The following is a 17,044-nucleotide window of genomic DNA, read 5'->3' as shown; positions in this document are numbered from 1 at the left end:
AGCACCCTCGGAACCAGGCGTCGGAACGCCCTCGCGATCAGGCGCTGGAAGGCCCTCGGGGCTGGGCGTCGGAATGCCCGGGGCCAGGCGCCGGAACGCCTTGGGACCGGACGTCAGAGTGCCTTCGCGTTCAGGCGTCAGAACCCCCTCGGGACCGAGCGCTGGCCCCCCGGCAGCGGCAGCGGCAGCGGCAGCCGGACAGCCCCCACCCGCCCCTCCCGCACGCACTCAGAACAGCGGCTGCGGTAGCACGCCCTCCAGGGCGAGGAGTTGCCGCTTGGTCTCCAGGCCGCCTCCGAAGCCGCCGATGCCTCCGTCGCTCTCCACCACGCGGTGGCACGGCACCACGACCGGCAGTGGGTTGGCGCCCATCGCGAGGCCCACGGCCTGGGCCGCGCCGGGCTGGCCGACGCGGCGGGCCAGGTCGCCGTAGCCCACCACCGTGCCGAACGGCACCCCCGCGGCGAGCTCGCGGAGCACCTGGCGGTTGAAGCCGGAGATCAGCGACCAGTCGAGCGGCAGCTCGAAGTCGCGCCGCTCGCCCGCGAAGTAGGCCGCGAGCTGGCGTATGGGCTCGGCGAGCAGCGGGGAGCCGGGCGCCTCGACCAACTCGGCGCCCAGGCGGGCGCCGAGCCGGTCCAACGCTTTGTCGCGCACGGTGTCGGTGGCGTGGAAGACCACGGCGACCAGTCCCTCACCGGTCGCGGCGAGCAGCAGCGGCCCGATGTCGCTGGCGACGACGGCCCACACGACCCGACGGCCGTCCTGCTGCCGCCCCTGACCTCGGCCCTGGGTTTGGGCCTGGCCCTGCTCCTGCTCCTGCGCATGGGAGTTCATGCCGACCACCGTACGACCGCCCACTGACAACGCGGCTCGGCGAGCGAGGGCCCGGCCTGGCGGCCGGGCCGGGCGTCAGCTCTCGTCCAGCGCCTCGCGCACGACGTCAGGCGTGTTGGTGATGATCCCGTCCACCCCGAAGCCCGCGACGCGCAGCGCGCTCGGTGCGTCGTTGACCGTCCAGGTGAAGATCTCCAGCGGCTTGCCGTGCGGACCCTTCTGGTCGTGGATCGCCTCGACGTAGCCCGCCGAGATGGAGGTGTGCGTCGCGTTGATCTGGTCGGCGAACTCCGCGTACTCGGGAAGGTCGGCGACCGCGGGGGTGCCCAGGAAACCGGTCTTCACATCGGGCCGCAGCGCATGCACCTTCTTCACGCTGTCCGCGCTGAAGCTCTGGATGACCAGCTTGCTCTTCACATGGTGCTTGTCGAGCCAGCCCTCGTTGCGGAGCACCCGCAGGCCCTCCTCCTCGATGCCCGGGTAGAGCTCCGGCTTCTTGAACTCGAAGACCAGCTTCTGGTGGTTGTGCGAGACCCGCCGCATGTACTGCGACAGGGTCGGCACGCGCTGCCCCTTGTACTTGGGACTGAACCAGCTGCCCGCGTCCAGCTGAGCTATCTCCGCGGCCGTGAAGTCCGCGACCTTCCACGGGGCGCGGTCGGGGAAGACCTCCTCGACGTCCGTCGTCCGCTTCAGGGTCTCGTCGTGCATGATCACGAGCTCGCCGTCCTTGGTCCGCTGGACGTCGTTCTCCACCCAGCGGAACCCCATGTCGCGGGCCTTGTCGATGGCCGCGATGGTGTTCTCCGGTGCGTACGCGGAGGCGCCGCGGTGGGCCACGACCAGAGGCCTGTCGTGGTCGGAGGCGCTTGTTGCCGAGGGGCTCTGCGCGGTGGCGGTGGTGGAGGGGAGGACGAGTGCGCCGGCTCCCATGAGGGCGACGGCGGTGGCAGCGGCAGCGCGTGCGTACACGGGTACTCCTCGCGTCGTGACATCGCGGACCGGTCGAGAGTGACAGTCCGGGACCAATGGGAGACAGGTGCAGGATGGCCACAGGTTGAACGGAGTCATCAAACTCGGGGACCCCGCGCGCGGGGAGTGCGATTCTTTGCCGGAAAATCGTTCGTAGGTTCCGGGGTGAGCTTTACTCTCTGCCTCAGCCGACGGCCTTTCAGATGGGTGCCGGCAGGGGGGTATACGGGGCTTTTCAGGGTTTTTGGGCACATCAGGCGGAAGGGCTACCGCGCATGCAGGGCACGGTCGACGGGTTCAGCTACGGAGTCGTCACACCGGTGGTGGCGTACGGCATGGCCTGTCTGGGCGGCGCGCTCGGACTCCGCTGCACGACCAGATCGCTGCTCGTCGCCCGCTCCTGGCGGCCCGGCTGGCTCGCGCTCGGCTCGGCCGCGATCGGGTCCGGGATATGGACCATGCACTTCGTGGCGATGATGGGCTTCACCGTGGCGGAGGCCCCGATCCACTACGACAAGACGCTGACCTTCGCCAGCCTGGCCGTCGCCATCGTCATGGTCGGCATCGGCATCTTCATCGTCGGCTACCGCGGCGCCATGGGCACCGCCCTGTTCACCGGCGGGACGATCACGGGCCTCGGCGTCGCCTCGATGCACTACCTGGGAATGGCCAGTATGCGTCTGCGCGGGACGCTGGAGTACAACACCCTCGTCGTCTCCGCGTCCGTCGTGATCGCCATGGTCGCCGCCACCGCGGCCCTCTGGGCGGCCGCGCAGGTCAGGGGATTCCTGTGGAGCCTGGGCGCGAGCCTCATCATGGGGCTCGCCGTGAGCGGCATGCACTACACCGGCATGGCCGCCCTCAGTGTCCATCTGCACGGCTCGGACGCCGTGCCCGCCGGCGACTCGCCCGCCGAGATCCTCGCGCCCATGATGATCGGCCCGCTCGCCTTCCTGCTCCTGGCGGGCGTGATCGTGATGTTCGACCCGCTCATGGTCCTCGGCGGCCAGCCGCAGGCTAGGAACGCCGCGCGGGCGGGCCGCCCCCGGCAGTCCTACTCCGTCCCGCGCTCGGGCGACCGGCACGTCCCCCCGCCCCGCCGCCGCAGGACCCGGCAGCGGCCCGGCTCCCGCACCCCGCAGAACTGGTGAGGCAAGGCCGCTGAGCGGCCGATCGGACCCGGTTGTCAGTGCGGGGTCGTACGGTGGTTTCCATGCGGCCCGTATCGAAGATCGAACGCACGGTGGCGCCTTTCGAGGTCGTCAGCCCGTACCAGCCCAGTGGTGACCAGCCGGCGGCCATCGCCGAGCTGGAGCGACGCATCCGCGCAGGTGAGAAGGACGTCGTCCTCCTCGGCGCGACCGGCACCGGCAAGTCGGCCACCACCGCGTGGATGATCGAGAAGCTCCAGCGCCCCACCCTCGTGATGGCGCCGAACAAGACGCTGGCCGCCCAGCTGGCGAACGAATTCCGCGAGCTGCTGCCGAACAACGCCGTCGAGTACTTCGTCTCGTACTACGACTACTACCAGCCCGAGGCGTACGTCCCGCAGTCGGACACCTACATCGAGAAGGACTCCTCGATCAACGAGGAGGTGGAGCGCCTGCGCCACTCCGCGACGAACTCGCTGCTGACCCGCCGCGACGTGGTCGTGGTCGCCTCCGTCTCCTGCATCTACGGCCTCGGCACCCCGCAGGAGTACGTGGACCGGATGGTCCCCCTCAAGGTCGGCGACGAGATCGACCGCGACCAGCTCCTGCGCCGCTTCGTCGACATCCAGTACACGCGCAACGACCTCGCGTTCACCCGCGGCACCTTCCGCGTCCGCGGCGACACCATCGAGATCTTCCCGGTCTACGAGGAACTGGCCGTCCGCATCGAGATGTTCGGCGACGAGATCGAGGCGCTCTCCACCCTCCACCCGCTCACCGGCGAGGTCATCAGCGACGACGACCACCTCTACGTCTTCCCGGCCTCGCACTACGTAGCGGGTCCCGAGCGCATGGAGAAGGCGGTCAACGGCATCGAGAAGGAGCTCGGCGAGCGCCTCGCCGAGCTGGAGAAGCAGGGCAAGGTGCTCGAGGCCCAGCGCCTGCGCATGCGCACCACGTACGACCTGGAGATGCTCCGCCAGATCGGCTCCTGCTCCGGCGTCGAGAACTACTCGATGCACTTCGACGGCCGCGAGCCCGGCTCCGCCCCGAACACCCTCATCGACTACTTCCCCGACGACTTCCTCCTGGTCCTCGACGAGTCGCACGTCACGGTCCCGCAGATCGGCGCGATGTACGAGGGCGACGCCTCCCGCAAGCGCACCCTCGTCGACCACGGCTTCCGACTGCCCTCCGCCCTGGACAACCGCCCCCTGAAGTGGGAGGAGTTCCTCGGCCGCATCGGGCAGACCGTCTACCTCTCGGCGACCCCGGGGAAGTACGAACTCTCGCGCGGCGACGGCTTCGTCGAGCAGATCATCCGCCCCACCGGCCTCGTCGACCCCGAGGTCGTCGTCAAGCCCACCGAGGGGCAGATCGACGACCTGGTGCACGAGATCCGCAAGCGCACCGAGAAGGACGAGCGCGTCCTGGTCACCACGCTCACCAAGAAGATGGCCGAGGACCTCACCGACTACTTCCTCGAACTGGGCATCCAGGTCCGCTATCTGCACAGCGACGTCGACACGCTGCGCCGCGTCGAGCTCCTGCGCGAGCTGCGGGCGGGCGAGTACGACGTCCTGGTCGGCATCAACCTCCTCCGGGAGGGCCTCGACCTGCCCGAGGTCTCCCTGGTGGCGATCCTCGACGCCGACAAGGAGGGCTTCCTGCGCTCCGGGACCTCGCTGATCCAGACCATCGGCCGCGCGGCGCGCAACGTCTCCGGCCAGGTCCATATGTACGCGGACAAGATCACCCCGGCGATGGAGAAGGCCATCGACGAGACGAACCGCCGCCGGGAGAAGCAGATCGCGTACAACAAGGAGAAGGGCATCGACCCGCAGCCCCTCCGCAAGAAGATCAACGACATCGTGTCGGCGATCGCGCGCGAAGAGGTCGACACCGAAGAGCTCCTCGGCTCCGACTACCGCAAGCCGAAGGAGGGCAAGGCCGCCAAGGCCCCGGTGCCCGCGCTCGGCGGCAAGGCGGCCAAGTCCACCAAGGCCAAGGCGAAGAAGTCGGACCAGGCCGCGCCGACCGACCGCCCCGCGGCCGAACTGGCCGAGCAGATCGAGGAGATGACCGAGCGCATGCGGGCGGCCGCCGCCGACCTGCAGTTCGAGATCGCCGCGCGACTGCGCGACGAGGTGTCGGAGATGAAGAAGGAACTGCGGCAGATGCGGGAGGCCGGACAGGCGTAAACGCACTGCTGGGGGAGGGGAGGCGGCGTACTGCCCGGTCTGTTGCAAGACCGCCACAAAGTGCCGCCCGGAGTGCGGCTCCGCCGGAGCCACTGCATAGGGTGCTGGGCAACCGCAAGAGGCGGTTGCCCAGGCAGTTCGAAGAGGGGACAGCGCGTGACGGTCAACATGACCAAGGGTCAGGCCATCAGCCTGCAGAAGAACGACGGGGGCGCGCTGTCCGCGGTGCGCATGGGACTCGGCTGGCAGGCGGCTCCGCGCCGCGGCCTGTTCGGTACGCGCACGCGCGAGGTCGACCTGGACGCCTCGGCGGTCCTTTTCGCCGACAAGCAGCCGCTGGATGTCGTGTTCTTCCGCCACCTGGTCAGCGACGACGGCTCGGTGCGGCACACCGGTGACAATCTCGTCGGCGGCGTGGGCCAGGGCGGCGACGACGAGGCGATCCTCGTCGACCTGCAGCGGGTCCCCGTCCACATCGACCAGATCGTCTTCACGGTGAACTCCTTCACCGGCCAGACCTTCCAGGAGGTGCAGAACGCCTTCTGCCGCCTGGTCGACGAGACCAACGGCCAGGAGCTGGCCCGCTACACCCTCGACGGCGGCGGTCAGTACACCGCGCAGATCATGGCGAAGGTCCACCGCGCGGGCGCGGGCTGGCAGATGACGGCCATCGGCAACCCCGCCAACGGCCGCACCTTCCAGGACCTGATGCCGGCGATCCTGCCGCACCTGTAAGCGACGTCCGAGCGACGCCGGCCGACGTCAGGCGACGCCGGGCGACGTCCGTACGTCCGTACGTACGAGGGCTCGACGCGAGCCCGACGAGGGGGAACGAAGCGATGACGGCCGAGCTGGTGCGGGGGCAGAACCACCCGCTTCCCGGGACCCGCCTGGAGATTCGCATCTCGGCCGGCCAGCCGATCGTGGCGGGCGCCACGCTCGGCGACGAGCAGGGCAGGGTCCGCGGCGTCGAATGGGTGGCCCACCCCGGCTCGCCCACGTTGCCGGGCCTCGAAGTGTCCAAGCAGGCGGCCGCCGACCACCGGCTCGCCGTGGACCCCGACGCCGTGCCGGACACCGTCCACCGGGTCAGCGTCCTCCTGTCGCTGCCCATCGGCGTCGGTGGCCCGGTCAGCTTCCGGGCGCTCGCCGCCCCCTTCGTCGCGGTCACCGGACTCGACGGCGCCGAGGTCGCCAGCTACACCATCACCGACCTGGACGCCGAGTCCGCCGTCGTCGCCCTGGAGCTCTACCGCCGCCAGGGCGCCTGGAAGGTGCGTGCCGTCGGCCAGGGCTACGCGGGCGGTCTCGCCGAGATGCTCACCGACCAGGGCCTGCCGGGCGCCCGGGAGCTGGCAGGCACGATCAACGAAGCGGTGGCGCAGGGCCTGGCGCGCTCGGTGGCCGCACCCCCGCCGCGCCCCGCGGACGACGCCCGCGTCCGCACCGCCTCCCAGGGCCAGGCCACCCCGCAGAGCGGCCAGGGCCAGCCCGCCCCCGCCGCCCCGCACCCGCAGGGCGGCGACGCCCCCACCGGCGGTCCCGTCAACTACACCCACCCCAGTCGGCAGACGACCGCGCCCCCGCCGTCACCGCCCACCGCGCCCCCGGCCCGGCCGGGCCAGGCCGCGCAGCCCGTCGCGGGCGACGCCACCGGCTGGTCGATGGAGGAGCGGCTCTACAACCAGGTGTGGGGCATGTTCGAAGACCTGGCCCGCACCACGGCGGCGTACCGAAGCGCCGTGGACTTCGCCGACTCCCGCATGGAGCAGGAGCTGGACAAGGTGCTCGCCGACCCGCGCAGCCGCGTCGGCGGCGCGGGCGACACCGCGCGCGACGCCGCCCGCGCCAAGCACGGCGACCTCGTCGGCCAGGCCAGGGCCACCCTCGACCGCGACCTGGCACAGCTCGCCGCCGAGGCGGAGGTCGTCGAGCCCGCGCTCCCCGCGGCGTACGCGGCGTGGAGCAGCCCCGTCTGGCAGGCCTACCGCGCGCCCATGGAGATCCCGATGGCGCTGCGCCTGGGCGACCTCCATCTGCCCGAGCGCATCGACCTGCGCATCCCGATGCTCGTCAGGCTGCCCCTGGAGCGCGGCCTGTGGATCGACAGCGGCAAGGCCCTCACCAACTCCTTCACCGACTCCGCCGAACTGCGCCGCCTCGCCATGGACACGGCGGTCATGCATGCCGCGCGGCTGCTCGCGGCCTATCCGGCGGGCGAGTTCACGGTGCACGTCATCGACGCGGCGGGTTCGGCGGCGGGCCCGCTCGCGCCGCTGGTGGCGTCCGGTGTGCTCGCCGAGCCCCCGGCGTCCGGCGCGGCCGGTGTCTCCGCCGTCCTCGGCAAGCTCACCCAGCGCGTGGACCTGGTGCAGATGGCGATCCGCGGCGGCGCCCCCGACGCCCTGCCCCCGGACCTGGACACCGCCGAGCAGCTCCTGATCGTCAATGACTTCCCGCACGGCTTCGACGACCGCGCCGTGACCCAGCTGCGCTACCTCGCGGACGAGGGCCCGGCCGTCGGCGTCCATCTGATGATGGTCGCCGACCGTGAGGACGCCGCGGAGTACGGCCCGCTGCTCGACCCGCTGTGGCGCGCGCTGCTCCGGCTGACGCCGGTGCCCGACGACCATCTCGCCGACCCGTGGGTCGGTCACGCGTGGACGTACGAGCCGCCGACGGTCCCCCTGGGCAGCGAGGTCCTGCGGCAGGTCCTCGACCGGGTCGCTGCGGCCCGGCGCAACGGCGGCCGTTGACGCCTTGCGGGCAAAGCGACTTTAGACCCGTCTGACCTGGCCTTTTGGCTCTTGTTTGCCATCGCCTTTACTAAGTCTTGGTATTTCGCGTACGCTGCTACCTGCGGAGGGGAGTACTCCCGGCTGCGACGTGCCCGTCAATACGGACCGCCATCGGTCCCGGGGCGTCGGCCCGACGTGCGGCGGTGACCGCCTCGGGTGGAAGAGACCTCCGGCAGCGACGACGCTGATCAGTAGCCGTACGACGCCGGAGGCGCAGTGGACGTTTCAATGACTCTGTGGGTGACGACCGTTCTCGGTCTGTGTGCCCTGATCGCGGTCGACTTCTTCATCGGGCGCAAGCCCCATGACGTGTCGATCAAGGAAGCCGGAATCTGGACGATCGTCTGGATCGTCCTCGCGGGGCTCTTCGGCGTCGGCCTGCTGATCGCGGGCGAATCCCAGGCGTCCGGCGAGTTCTTCGCGGGCTTCATCACGGAGAAGTCCCTCTCCGTGGACAACCTCTTCGTCTTCATCCTGATCATGGCGAAGTTCTCGGTGCCCTCCCACCTCCAGCAGCGCGTGCTGCTGTTCGGTGTGCTGATCGCCCTGGTCCTGCGCGCGATCTTCATCGCCGCCGGCGCGGCCGTCATCGCCAACTTCTCCTGGGTCTTCTACATCTTCGGCGCCTTCCTGATCTACACCGCCTGGAAGCTCATCCAGGAGGCGCGCGCCGACGAGGAGGAAGAGGACTGGGAGGAGAACCGCCTCCTGAAGTCCATCGAGAAGAAGTTCGGCGTCTCCGACCGGTACGAGGGCACGAAGCTCTTCGTCCGGAAGAACGGCAAGAAGATCATGACGCCGCTCATGGTCGTCATGCTGGCCATCGGCACCACCGACGTGCTCTTCGCGATGGACTCCATCCCCGCGATCTTCGGCCTCACCCAGGACCCGTACATCGTCTTCACCGCGAACGCCTTCGCCCTGATGGGTCTGCGGCAGCTGTACTTCCTCATCGGCGGACTGCTCAGGAAGCTGGTCCACCTCAGCTACGGCCTGTCGGTGATCCTCGGCTTCATCGGCGTGAAGCTGGTGCTGCACGCACTGCACGAGAACGGGGTGAACGTCCCCGAGATCTCCATCCCGGTCTCGCTCGGCGTCATCTGCGGCGTCCTGGTGATCACCACGATCACCAGCCTCATGGCCTCCAAGAAGCAGGCCGAGAAGGACGCGGCCGAGGCCGAGACCCCGAAGGACAGCATCGAGGCCTGACCGTCCCGCCTCCCGCTCCGGCCAGGGGCGGGAGGCAGGAACGGCACCCGATCACCGAGTCGCGGTACCCAGGCGCCCGGGGCAGCATCGAGTCATGGTCACTCGGCTCCGGGCGCTCGGCATGCAGTGGACGACGGTGGTGCCGCTCCTCGCGGTCGTCCTTCTCGCCTTCACCTGGGGGCGCGATCTGCCCGGCGTGGTCGTCGCCGTGGTGACGCTGGTCCTCGCCGGAGCGGTGCTCGCCGCCGTCCACCACGCCGAGGTGATCGCGCACCGCGTCGGCGAACCCTTCGGCTCGCTCGTCCTCGCGGTCGCGGTGACGATCATCGAGGTGGCGCTGATCGTCACCCTCATGGCCGACGGCGGCGACAAGAGCTCCACGCTCGCCCGCGACACCGTCTTCGCCGCGGTGATGATCACCTGCAACGGCATCGTCGGACTCTGTCTCCTGGTGGGCGCGCTGCGCCACCGCGTCGCCGTTTTCAACCCCGAGGGCACGGGCGCGGCCCTCGCGACCGTCGCCACCCTGGCCACGCTCTGTCTGGTCCTGCCGACGTTCACCACCACCAAGCCGGGCCCGGAGTTCTCCACGGGCCAGCTCACCTTCGCCGCGATCGCCTCGCTCGTCCTGTACGGCATCTTCGTGACCACCCAGACCGTGCGGCACCGCGACTACTTCCTGCCCCTGACCAAGCAGGGGGAGGTCATCGACGCCGACAGCCACGCGGAGGGCCCCTCCTCCCGCGCGGCGCTGCTGAGCCTCGGGCTGCTCGCCCTGGCGCTCGTCGGCGTGGTCGGCCTGGCCAAGGGCGTCTCCCCGACCATCGAGTCGGGTGTCGAGAGCGCCGGCATGCCGCACGCCGTGGTCGGCGTGATCATCGCGCTCCTCGTCCTGCTCCCCGAGACGATCGCGGCCGTCCGTGCCGCCCGCCGCGACCGGGTGCAGACCAGCCTGAACCTCGCCCTCGGTTCTGCGATGGCCAGCATCGGGCTGACCATCCCGGCCGTCGCGGTCGCCTCTGTGTGGCTGTCGGGTCCGCTGGTGCTCGGACTCAGCTCGACCCATATGGTGCTGCTCGCGCTCACCGTGATCGTCGGCACGCTCACGGTCGTGCCGGGGCGCGCCACTCCGCTGCAGGGCGGCGTCCATCTGGTGCTGTTCGCGGCGTTCCTGGAGCTGGCGATCACCCCGTAGCGGCCGCCGGATCGGAGGCCGCGACCGGCCGCGTCTCCGGAAGCAGCGCGAAGCACCCGAGGCTCAGCAGCGCGATGCCCGACAGATACGCGGCCACGCCCCACGGCCTCCCGTCCCCCTGCGCGAGGGCCGTCGCCACGATCGGGGTGAGCGCGCCGCCGAGCACGCCGCCCAGGTTGTAGCCGACCGCGGCGCCCGTGCAGCGCACCCGGGGCTCGTACAACTCCGGCAGATACGCGGCGATCACGGCGAACATCGTGATGAACGCGAGCATCGCCACCAGGAAGCCGGTGAACATCAGCAGCGGCTGCCCGGTCGAGAGCAGCGCGACCATCGGGAACATCCACAGGGCCGACGCCGTGCACCCGAGCAGGCACAGCGGCCGTCGTCCGTACCGGTCGCCGAGCACCGCCACCACCGGCGTCAGCGCGCCCTTCACCACCACGGCCGCCATGACGCAGGCCAGCATGACCGTGCGGCTCACCCCGAGCCGCTCCACCCCGTAGGCGAGGGACCAGGTCGTCACGGCGTAGAAGACCGCGTACCCGACGGCCATCGCGCCAGCCGTGAGGAGCACGAGGCGCCAGTGCCCGCGCACCACTTCGGCGAGCGGCACGCGCGCGTGCTCGCGCAGCCGCAGGAAGTCCGGGCTCTCCGCGAGAGAGGTGCGCAGCGCGAGCCCGGCCGCCGCGAGCAGTCCCGCCGCCCAGAACGGCACGCGCCATCCCCAGGCCGCGAACTGCGCGTCGGTGAGCGTCGCGGACAGGGCCAGCATGATGCCGTTGGCCAGCAGGAACCCGACCGCGGGGCCGATCTGCGGAAAGCTCGCCCACAGCCCGCGCCGGTCGGCAGGAGCGTGCTCCGCGGTCAGCAGCACGGCACCGCCCCACTCACCGCCGAGCCCGAGCCCCTGCAGAAAACGCAGCACAAGGAGGAGCAGGGGAGCGCCGATCCCGATCGATTCGTACGTCGGTACGCAGCCGACGGCGACCGTGGCGAGGCCGGTGAGGAGCAGCGACACGATGAGCACCGGACGCCGTCCGTGCCGGTCACCGATGTGCCCGAAGACGACGGACCCCAAGGGCCGTGCCACGAAGCCCACTCCGAAGGTCGCGAAGGCGGCGAGAGTTCCCGCCAGCGGGGAGAACGTCGGGAAGAACAGCGGACCGAGGACCAGCGCCGCGGCCGTCCCGTAGATGAAGAAGTCGTAGAACTCGATGGCGGTCCCGGCGAGCGAGGCGGCGGCCAGCCGCGGCAGCGAGGGGGATTTCGCCGGGATTGGTTCAGTTGTACGCATACCGCGTCAACTACCCATGGTGACGGCCGGTTACGGGGGCGTGCGGAGGTGATCAACCCGGTCGGCACGTCACCGCGATGCGCCCTCCGGCTCAGGCAGCAACTACGGAGAGTGCGCCCGGCTTTCGGCCTCTCACGCGCGCGGGAGGCGTGATAGACCTCGACCATGACGCGCAGCCTCGCCACCGCCCCGATCATGATCCTCAACGGCCCGAACCTGAACCTGCTCGGGCAGCGCCAGCCCGAGATCTACGGCTCGGACACCCTCGACGACGTCAAGGCGCTCTGCGCCAAGGCGGCGGCCGCGCACGGCGGCACCGTGGATCTGCGGCAGAGCAACCACGAGGGCGAGTTGGTCGACTGGATCCACGAGGCGCGCGAGCACCACGCGGGCATCGTCATCAACCCCGCGGCCTACTCGCACACGTCCGTCGCGATCCTGGACGCGCTCAACACCTGTGACGGGATGCCGGTGTTGGAGGTGCACATCTCCAACATCCACCAGCGGGAGGCGTTCCGGCACCACTCCTACGTCTCGCAGCGCGCCGACGGCGTCATCGCGGGCTGCGGTGTTCAGGGGTACGCGTTCGCGGTGGAACGGGTGGCGGTGCTGGTCGCCGCCGGGGCGTGACGCGTACCCCCTTCGCTCACCAGCCCCGGGCGCGCCACTCCGCGAGGTGCGGCCGCTCGGTGCCCAGCGTCGTGTCGTTGCCGTGGCCGGGATAGACCCACGTCTCGTCCGGCAGCGTCCCGAAGATCTTCGTCTCGACGTCGTCGATGAGGCTCGCGAAGGCCTGCGGGTTCTTCCACGTGTTGCCGACGCCGCCCGGGAAGAGGCAGTCGCCGGTGAACACGTGCGGATGGCCGTGCGGGTCGTCGTAGACGAGGGCGATCGAGCCCGGGGTGTGGCCCACGAGGTGGCGGGCGGTGAGCTCGACCCGGCCGACCTTGATGGTGTCGCCGTCCCCGACCAGCACGTCCGTCGGCACGGGGATGCCCTCCGCGTCGTCACGGCCCGCATACGTCCGCGGCCGGGTGGCCGCGACGACGGCGGCCAGCGCCTGCCAGTGGTCGCCGTGCCGATGCGTGGTGACGACGGACGCGATGCCGTCGGCGCCGATCAGTGTCAGCAACGTCTCGGCGTCGTTCGCCGCGTCGATCAGGAGCTGCTCGCCGGTGGCCCGGCAGCGCAGCAGGTAGGCGTTGTTGTCCATCGGCCCGACCGCGACCTTCGAGATCATCAGGTCCTGCAGTTCGTGCACATCCGCGGGTCCGCCGACCTTCACCGCTCCGCTGTACGTCATGTCCGTCAGCCTATAGCGGGGGCAGGGCAGGGAGGAGGCCACCTTCGGCCTCCAGGGCGGTCCCCGCGCGGCGGCCCGCGAGCCAGCCGACCAGGTCGGCCGCGGACCCGGTCACGGTGATCTCGGGCTCGCCCGCGCGACCGGTGCCCCACGCGTGCGTGCCGTCCGTGATCCGGGTCGGCGGCACATCGGGGTTCCCGGAGAAGCGTGCGGTGAGGAAGGTGATCTCCCGCTCCACGAACTCCTCGGGCAGGTCCTCCAGCTCGTACCCGATGCCGAGGTCGACGTGGTGCAGCTCGACCTCGACCCACCGCCGGAAGGGCACCCGCGACGCGGAGTCGGTGACTCCGTTGCGCATCTCGATGGTGCGGGACCAGTCGGCGGGCACCGCGGCCTGTGCCTCGAGGCGGGCCGCGCTCTCGCGTACGTCGTCGAGCTGTACGGCGAGCGCGCGCGGGGCGTCCCGCTCGATGTCCGCGTCGCGCGCCTCGGTGCTGACGTACATCGGCCGCCCGGCCAGAACGTTCACCAGTGCGTCCGCGTTCCGCGCGACATGGGCGAGGACGTGGCCGCGGGTCCAGCCCGGGAGCCGTGACGGTTCGGCGGTCGAATCGTTGTTCAGTTTCGTCGCTGCGGTGAGCAGCCGGTCGGTCGCGTCACGTACAGACGCCAGGTCGCGCACATGATCAATCATGCGCCCGACGATAGCCCCGCCACACGTTCGAGTGAAGGTCTTGGGGCGGCCCCGCAAATCGAATGCACGTGCTATATGGTCGGGGGCGGCATCGGGCATTCTTGGTGGTCCGGGTTTGTTGTGAACCAGGGAAGCAGCCCGGCGTTGTCAGTGGCTCGCCCTAGTCTGTGAACGACGGGGGTTCCGCCCCTGTCACCCCCCTCAAGAAAGGTGCGGACCGGCGTGGCCGACCGTCTCATCGTCCGTGGCGCGCGCGAGCACAATCTCAAGAACGTCTCGCTCGACCTCCCGCGTGACTCCCTCATCGTGTTCACCGGACTCTCCGGGTCGGGCAAGTCCTCGCTCGCGTTCGACACGATCTTCGCCGAGGGCCAGCGGCGGTACGTCGAGTCGCTGTCCTCGTACGCCCGGCAGTTCCTGGGCCAGATGGACAAGCCCGACGTCGACTTCATCGAGGGCCTCTCCCCGGCGGTCTCCATCGACCAGAAGTCGACCTCGCGCAACCCGCGCTCGACGGTCGGCACCATCACCGAGGTCTACGACTATCTGCGGCTGCTCTTCGCGCGCATCGGCAAGCCGCACTGCCCCGAGTGCGGCCGCCCCATCTCCCGGCAGTCGCCGCAGGCCATCGTCGACAAGGTCCTCGAACTGCCCGAGGGCAGCCGCTTCCAGGTCCTCTCGCCGCTGGTCCGCGAGCGCAAGGGCGAGTTCGTCGACCTCTTCGCCGACCTCCAGACCAAGGGGTACTCCCGCGCGCGGGTCGACGGCCAGACGATCCAGCTCACCGAGCCGCCCACGCTCAAGAAGCAGGAGAAGCACACCATCGAGGTGGTCGTCGACCGCCTCACGGTGAAGGACTCCGCCAAGCGCCGCCTGACCGACTCCGTGGAGACCGCGCTCGGCCTCTCCGGAGGCATGGTCGTGCTGGACTTCGTCGACCTCCCCGAGGACGACCCCGAGCGCGAGCGCATGTACTCGGAGCACCTCTACTGCCCGTACGACGACCTGTCCTTCGAGGAGCTGGAGCCCCGCTCATTCTCCTTCAACTCGCCCTTCGGCGCCTGCCCGGACTGCACCGGCATCGGCACGCGCATGGAGGTCGACCCCGAGCTGATCGTCCCCGACGAGGACAAGTCGCTCGACGAGGGCGCCATCCACCCCTGGTCGCACGGCCACACCAAGGAGTACTTCGGACGGCTCGTCGGCGCCCTCGCCGACGCGCTCGGGTTCTCCACCGACATGCCCTGGGCCGGACTCCCGCAGCGCGCCAAGAAGGCCCTCCTGTACGGCCACAAGACGCAGATCGAGGTCCGCTACCGGAACAGGTACGGCCGCGAGCGGGTCTACACCACCGCCTTCGAAGGCGCCGTCCCCTTCGTCAAGCGCCGGCACAGCGAGGCCGAGAGCGACGCCAGCCGCGAGCGCTTCGAGGGCTATATGCGCGAGGTGCCCTGCCCCACCTGTGAGGGCACCCGCCTCAAGCCGATCGTGCTTGCCGTCTCCGTCATGGGGAAGTCCATCGCCGAGGTCTCCGCGATGTCCATCAGCGACTGCGCGGACTTCCTCGCCGAGCTGAAGCTGGGCGCCCGCGACAAGAAGATCGCCGAGCGGGTCCTCAAGGAGGTCAATGAGCGACTGCGGTTCCTCGTCGACGTCGGCCTGGACTATCTGTCGCTGAACCGCGCCGCGGGCACCCTCTCCGGAGGCGAGGCCCAGCGCATCCGCCTGGCCACCCAGATCGGCTCCGGCCTGGTCGGCGTGCTCTACGTCCTGGACGAGCCGTCCATCGGCCTCCACCAGCGCGACAACCACCGGCTCATCGAGACCCTCGTCCGCCTGCGCGACATGGGCAACACGCTCATCGTCGTCGAGCACGACGAGGACACCATCAAGGTCGCCGACTGGGTCGTCGACATCGGCCCCGGCGCGGGCGAGCACGGCGGCAAGGTCGTGCACAGCGGCTCCATGAAGGAGCTGCTCGCCAACGACAAGTCGATCACCGGGCAGTACCTCTCGGGCAAGAAGTCCATCCCGGTCCCGGACGTGCGCCGCCCCGCCGACCCCTCCCGGCAGCTCACGGTGCACGGCGCCCGTGAGAACAACCTGCGGGACATCGACGTCTCCTTCCCGCTCGGCGTCCTCACGGCCGTCACGGGCGTCTCGGGCTCCGGCAAGTCGACCCTCGTCAACGACATCCTCTACACGCACCTGGCAAGGGAGTTGAACGGCGCCCGTTCCGTTCCCGGCCGCCACACGCGCGTGGACGGCGACGACCTCGTCGACAAGGTCGTGCACGTCGACCAGTCGCCGATCGGCCGTACGCCGCGCTCGAACCCGGCGACGTACACCGGAGTCTTCGACCACGTCCGCAAGCTCTTCGCGGAGACCACGGAGGCGAAGGTGCGCGGCTATCTGCCCGGGCGCTTCTCCTTCAACGTCAAGGGCGGCCGCTGCGAGAACTGCTCCGGCGACGGCACCATCAAGATCGAGATGAACTTCCTGCCGGACGTCTACGTCCCGTGCGAGGTCTGCCACGGCGCGCGCTACAACCGCGAGACGCTGGACGTGCACTACAAGGGCAAGTCCATCGCCGAAGTCCTCGACATGCCCATCGAGGAGGCGCTCGGCTTCTTCGAGGCGGTCCCCGCGATCGCGCGTCACCTGAAGACGCTCAACGACGTCGGCCTCGGATACGTACGCCTCGGACAGTCCGCGCCCACCCTCTCCGGAGGCGAGGCTCAGCGCGTGAAGCTGGCCTCCGAGCTCCAGAAGCGCTCCACGGGCCGGACCGTCTACGTGCTCGACGAGCCGACCACCGGTCTGCACTTCGAGGACATCAGCAAGCTGATCACGGTCCTCTCCGGCCTGGTCGACAAGGGCAACACGGTCATCGTCATCGAGCACAACCTCGACGTGATCAAGACCGCGGACTGGGTCGTCGACATGGGCCCGGAGGGGGGCAACGGCGGCGGTCTCGTCGTCGCCGAGGGCACCCCCGAGGAGGTCGCCGGGGTGCCGACCAGCCACACCGGCAAGTTCCTGCGGGACATCATCTCGGCGGACCGGATCAGCGACGCGCTGCCCTCGCAGGGGCGCAAGCCGGTCAAGAAGGCCCCGGCCAAGAAGTCCGCCGCGAAGAAGGCGGTGGCGGCGAGCGCCACGGCCACGAAGAAGACGGCCACGGCGAAGACGGGCACCACCGCCAAGAAGACGGGCACCACCGCCAAGAAGGCGGCCGCTCCGAAGAAGGCGGCCGCCAAGAAGACGACGCGGGCCCGCAAGGCCTGACCGGCCCCGGGCCGCCGAGCCCGAGCATCGGCCGAAGCGCGCCGCCCCCCCCCCCCGGGGGGGGCGCCTAGGGGGGGGCCAAAAGAACGGAGGGGGAAA

Annotated in this window: 13 protein-coding genes; 8 read left to right on the top strand and 5 right to left on the bottom strand. The window is 70.1% G+C overall.

Annotation, left to right across the window (positions count from 1 at the left end; all coding sequences use genetic code 11):
• Positions 1–228: 228 nt before the first annotated feature.
• Positions 229–837 (bottom strand): methylated-DNA--[protein]-cysteine S-methyltransferase, encoded by a 609-nt coding sequence (locus tag ACFWZ2_RS29415; RefSeq protein WP_384550728.1) that lies wholly within the window; start codon positions 835–837, stop codon positions 229–231.
• A 75-nt stretch (positions 838–912) separates the two neighbouring features.
• Positions 913–1,809, bottom strand: coding sequence for a glycerophosphodiester phosphodiesterase (locus ACFWZ2_RS29410; protein ID WP_384550726.1), 897 nt, complete (start codon positions 1,807–1,809; stop codon positions 913–915).
• A 275-nt stretch (positions 1,810–2,084) separates the two neighbouring features.
• On the opposite strand from ACFWZ2_RS29410, the gene ACFWZ2_RS29405 reads away from it, so the two are divergent.
• The 6 genes from ACFWZ2_RS29405 (at position 2,085) to ACFWZ2_RS29380 (ending at position 10,363) form a co-directional block, all read left to right on the top strand.
• On the top strand, positions 2,085–2,960 hold the full coding sequence (locus ACFWZ2_RS29405) for an MHYT domain-containing protein (protein WP_384550724.1): 876 nt from the start codon (positions 2,085–2,087) through the stop codon (positions 2,958–2,960).
• A 62-nt stretch (positions 2,961–3,022) separates the two neighbouring features.
• The gene (uvrB, locus tag ACFWZ2_RS29400; protein WP_384550722.1) at positions 3,023–5,161 is read left to right on the top strand and encodes an excinuclease ABC subunit UvrB; all 2,139 of its coding nucleotides are present in this window, start codon (positions 3,023–3,025) and stop codon (positions 5,159–5,161) included.
• A gap of 156 nt (positions 5,162–5,317) precedes the next feature.
• Complete coding sequence (locus ACFWZ2_RS29395; protein WP_384550720.1) at positions 5,318–5,896, top strand: TerD family protein; 579 nt, start codon at positions 5,318–5,320, stop codon at positions 5,894–5,896.
• 104 nt (positions 5,897–6,000) lie between these two features.
• The gene (locus ACFWZ2_RS29390; RefSeq protein ID WP_384550718.1) at positions 6,001–7,917 is read left to right on the top strand and encodes a TerD family protein; all 1,917 of its coding nucleotides are present in this window, start codon (positions 6,001–6,003) and stop codon (positions 7,915–7,917) included.
• Between the two features lie 258 nt (positions 7,918–8,175).
• The gene (locus tag ACFWZ2_RS29385; RefSeq protein ID WP_384550716.1) at positions 8,176–9,168 is read left to right on the top strand and encodes a TerC family protein; all 993 of its coding nucleotides are present in this window, start codon (positions 8,176–8,178) and stop codon (positions 9,166–9,168) included.
• A gap of 94 nt (positions 9,169–9,262) precedes the next feature.
• A complete protein-coding gene (locus ACFWZ2_RS29380; protein WP_384550714.1) occupies positions 9,263–10,363 on the top strand; it encodes a calcium:proton antiporter in 1,101 nt (366 codons plus the stop codon).
• Here ACFWZ2_RS29380 and ACFWZ2_RS29375 read toward each other — a convergent pair.
• The gene (locus ACFWZ2_RS29375) at positions 10,353–11,660 is read right to left on the bottom strand and encodes an MFS transporter (protein WP_384550712.1); all 1,308 of its coding nucleotides are present in this window, start codon (positions 11,658–11,660) and stop codon (positions 10,353–10,355) included. The two genes, ACFWZ2_RS29380 and ACFWZ2_RS29375, sit on opposite strands and share 11 nt — an antisense overlap.
• A 165-nt stretch (positions 11,661–11,825) precedes the next feature.
• Between ACFWZ2_RS29375 and aroQ the strand changes: the two genes are divergently transcribed.
• A complete protein-coding gene (aroQ, locus tag ACFWZ2_RS29370) occupies positions 11,826–12,290 on the top strand; it encodes a type II 3-dehydroquinate dehydratase (protein WP_384550710.1) in 465 nt (154 codons plus the stop codon).
• A gap of 16 nt (positions 12,291–12,306) precedes the next feature.
• Here the strand turns inward: aroQ and ACFWZ2_RS29365 are convergent, their stop codons facing one another.
• Together ACFWZ2_RS29365 and ACFWZ2_RS29360 are read right to left on the bottom strand one after the other, a co-directional pair.
• Positions 12,307–12,963, bottom strand: coding sequence for an MBL fold metallo-hydrolase (locus ACFWZ2_RS29365; protein ID WP_384550709.1), 657 nt, complete (start codon positions 12,961–12,963; stop codon positions 12,307–12,309).
• A 10-nt stretch (positions 12,964–12,973) separates the two neighbouring features.
• On the bottom strand, positions 12,974–13,657 hold the full coding sequence (locus tag ACFWZ2_RS29360) for a maleylpyruvate isomerase family mycothiol-dependent enzyme (protein ID WP_384550707.1): 684 nt from the start codon (positions 13,655–13,657) through the stop codon (positions 12,974–12,976).
• A 222-nt stretch (positions 13,658–13,879) separates the two neighbouring features.
• On the opposite strand from ACFWZ2_RS29360, the gene uvrA reads away from it, so the two are divergent.
• The gene (gene uvrA, locus ACFWZ2_RS29355) at positions 13,880–16,945 is read left to right on the top strand and encodes an excinuclease ABC subunit UvrA (protein WP_384550705.1); all 3,066 of its coding nucleotides are present in this window, start codon (positions 13,880–13,882) and stop codon (positions 16,943–16,945) included.
• The last annotated feature ends 99 nt before the right edge of the window (positions 16,946–17,044 follow it).

Origin of the sequence: Streptomyces sp. NPDC059002 (assembly GCF_042740435.1) — a bacterium.
Taxonomy (GTDB): Bacteria; Actinomycetota; Actinomycetes; order Streptomycetales; family Streptomycetaceae; genus Streptomyces.
This window is presented reverse-complemented; position numbering and strand designations above follow the sequence as displayed.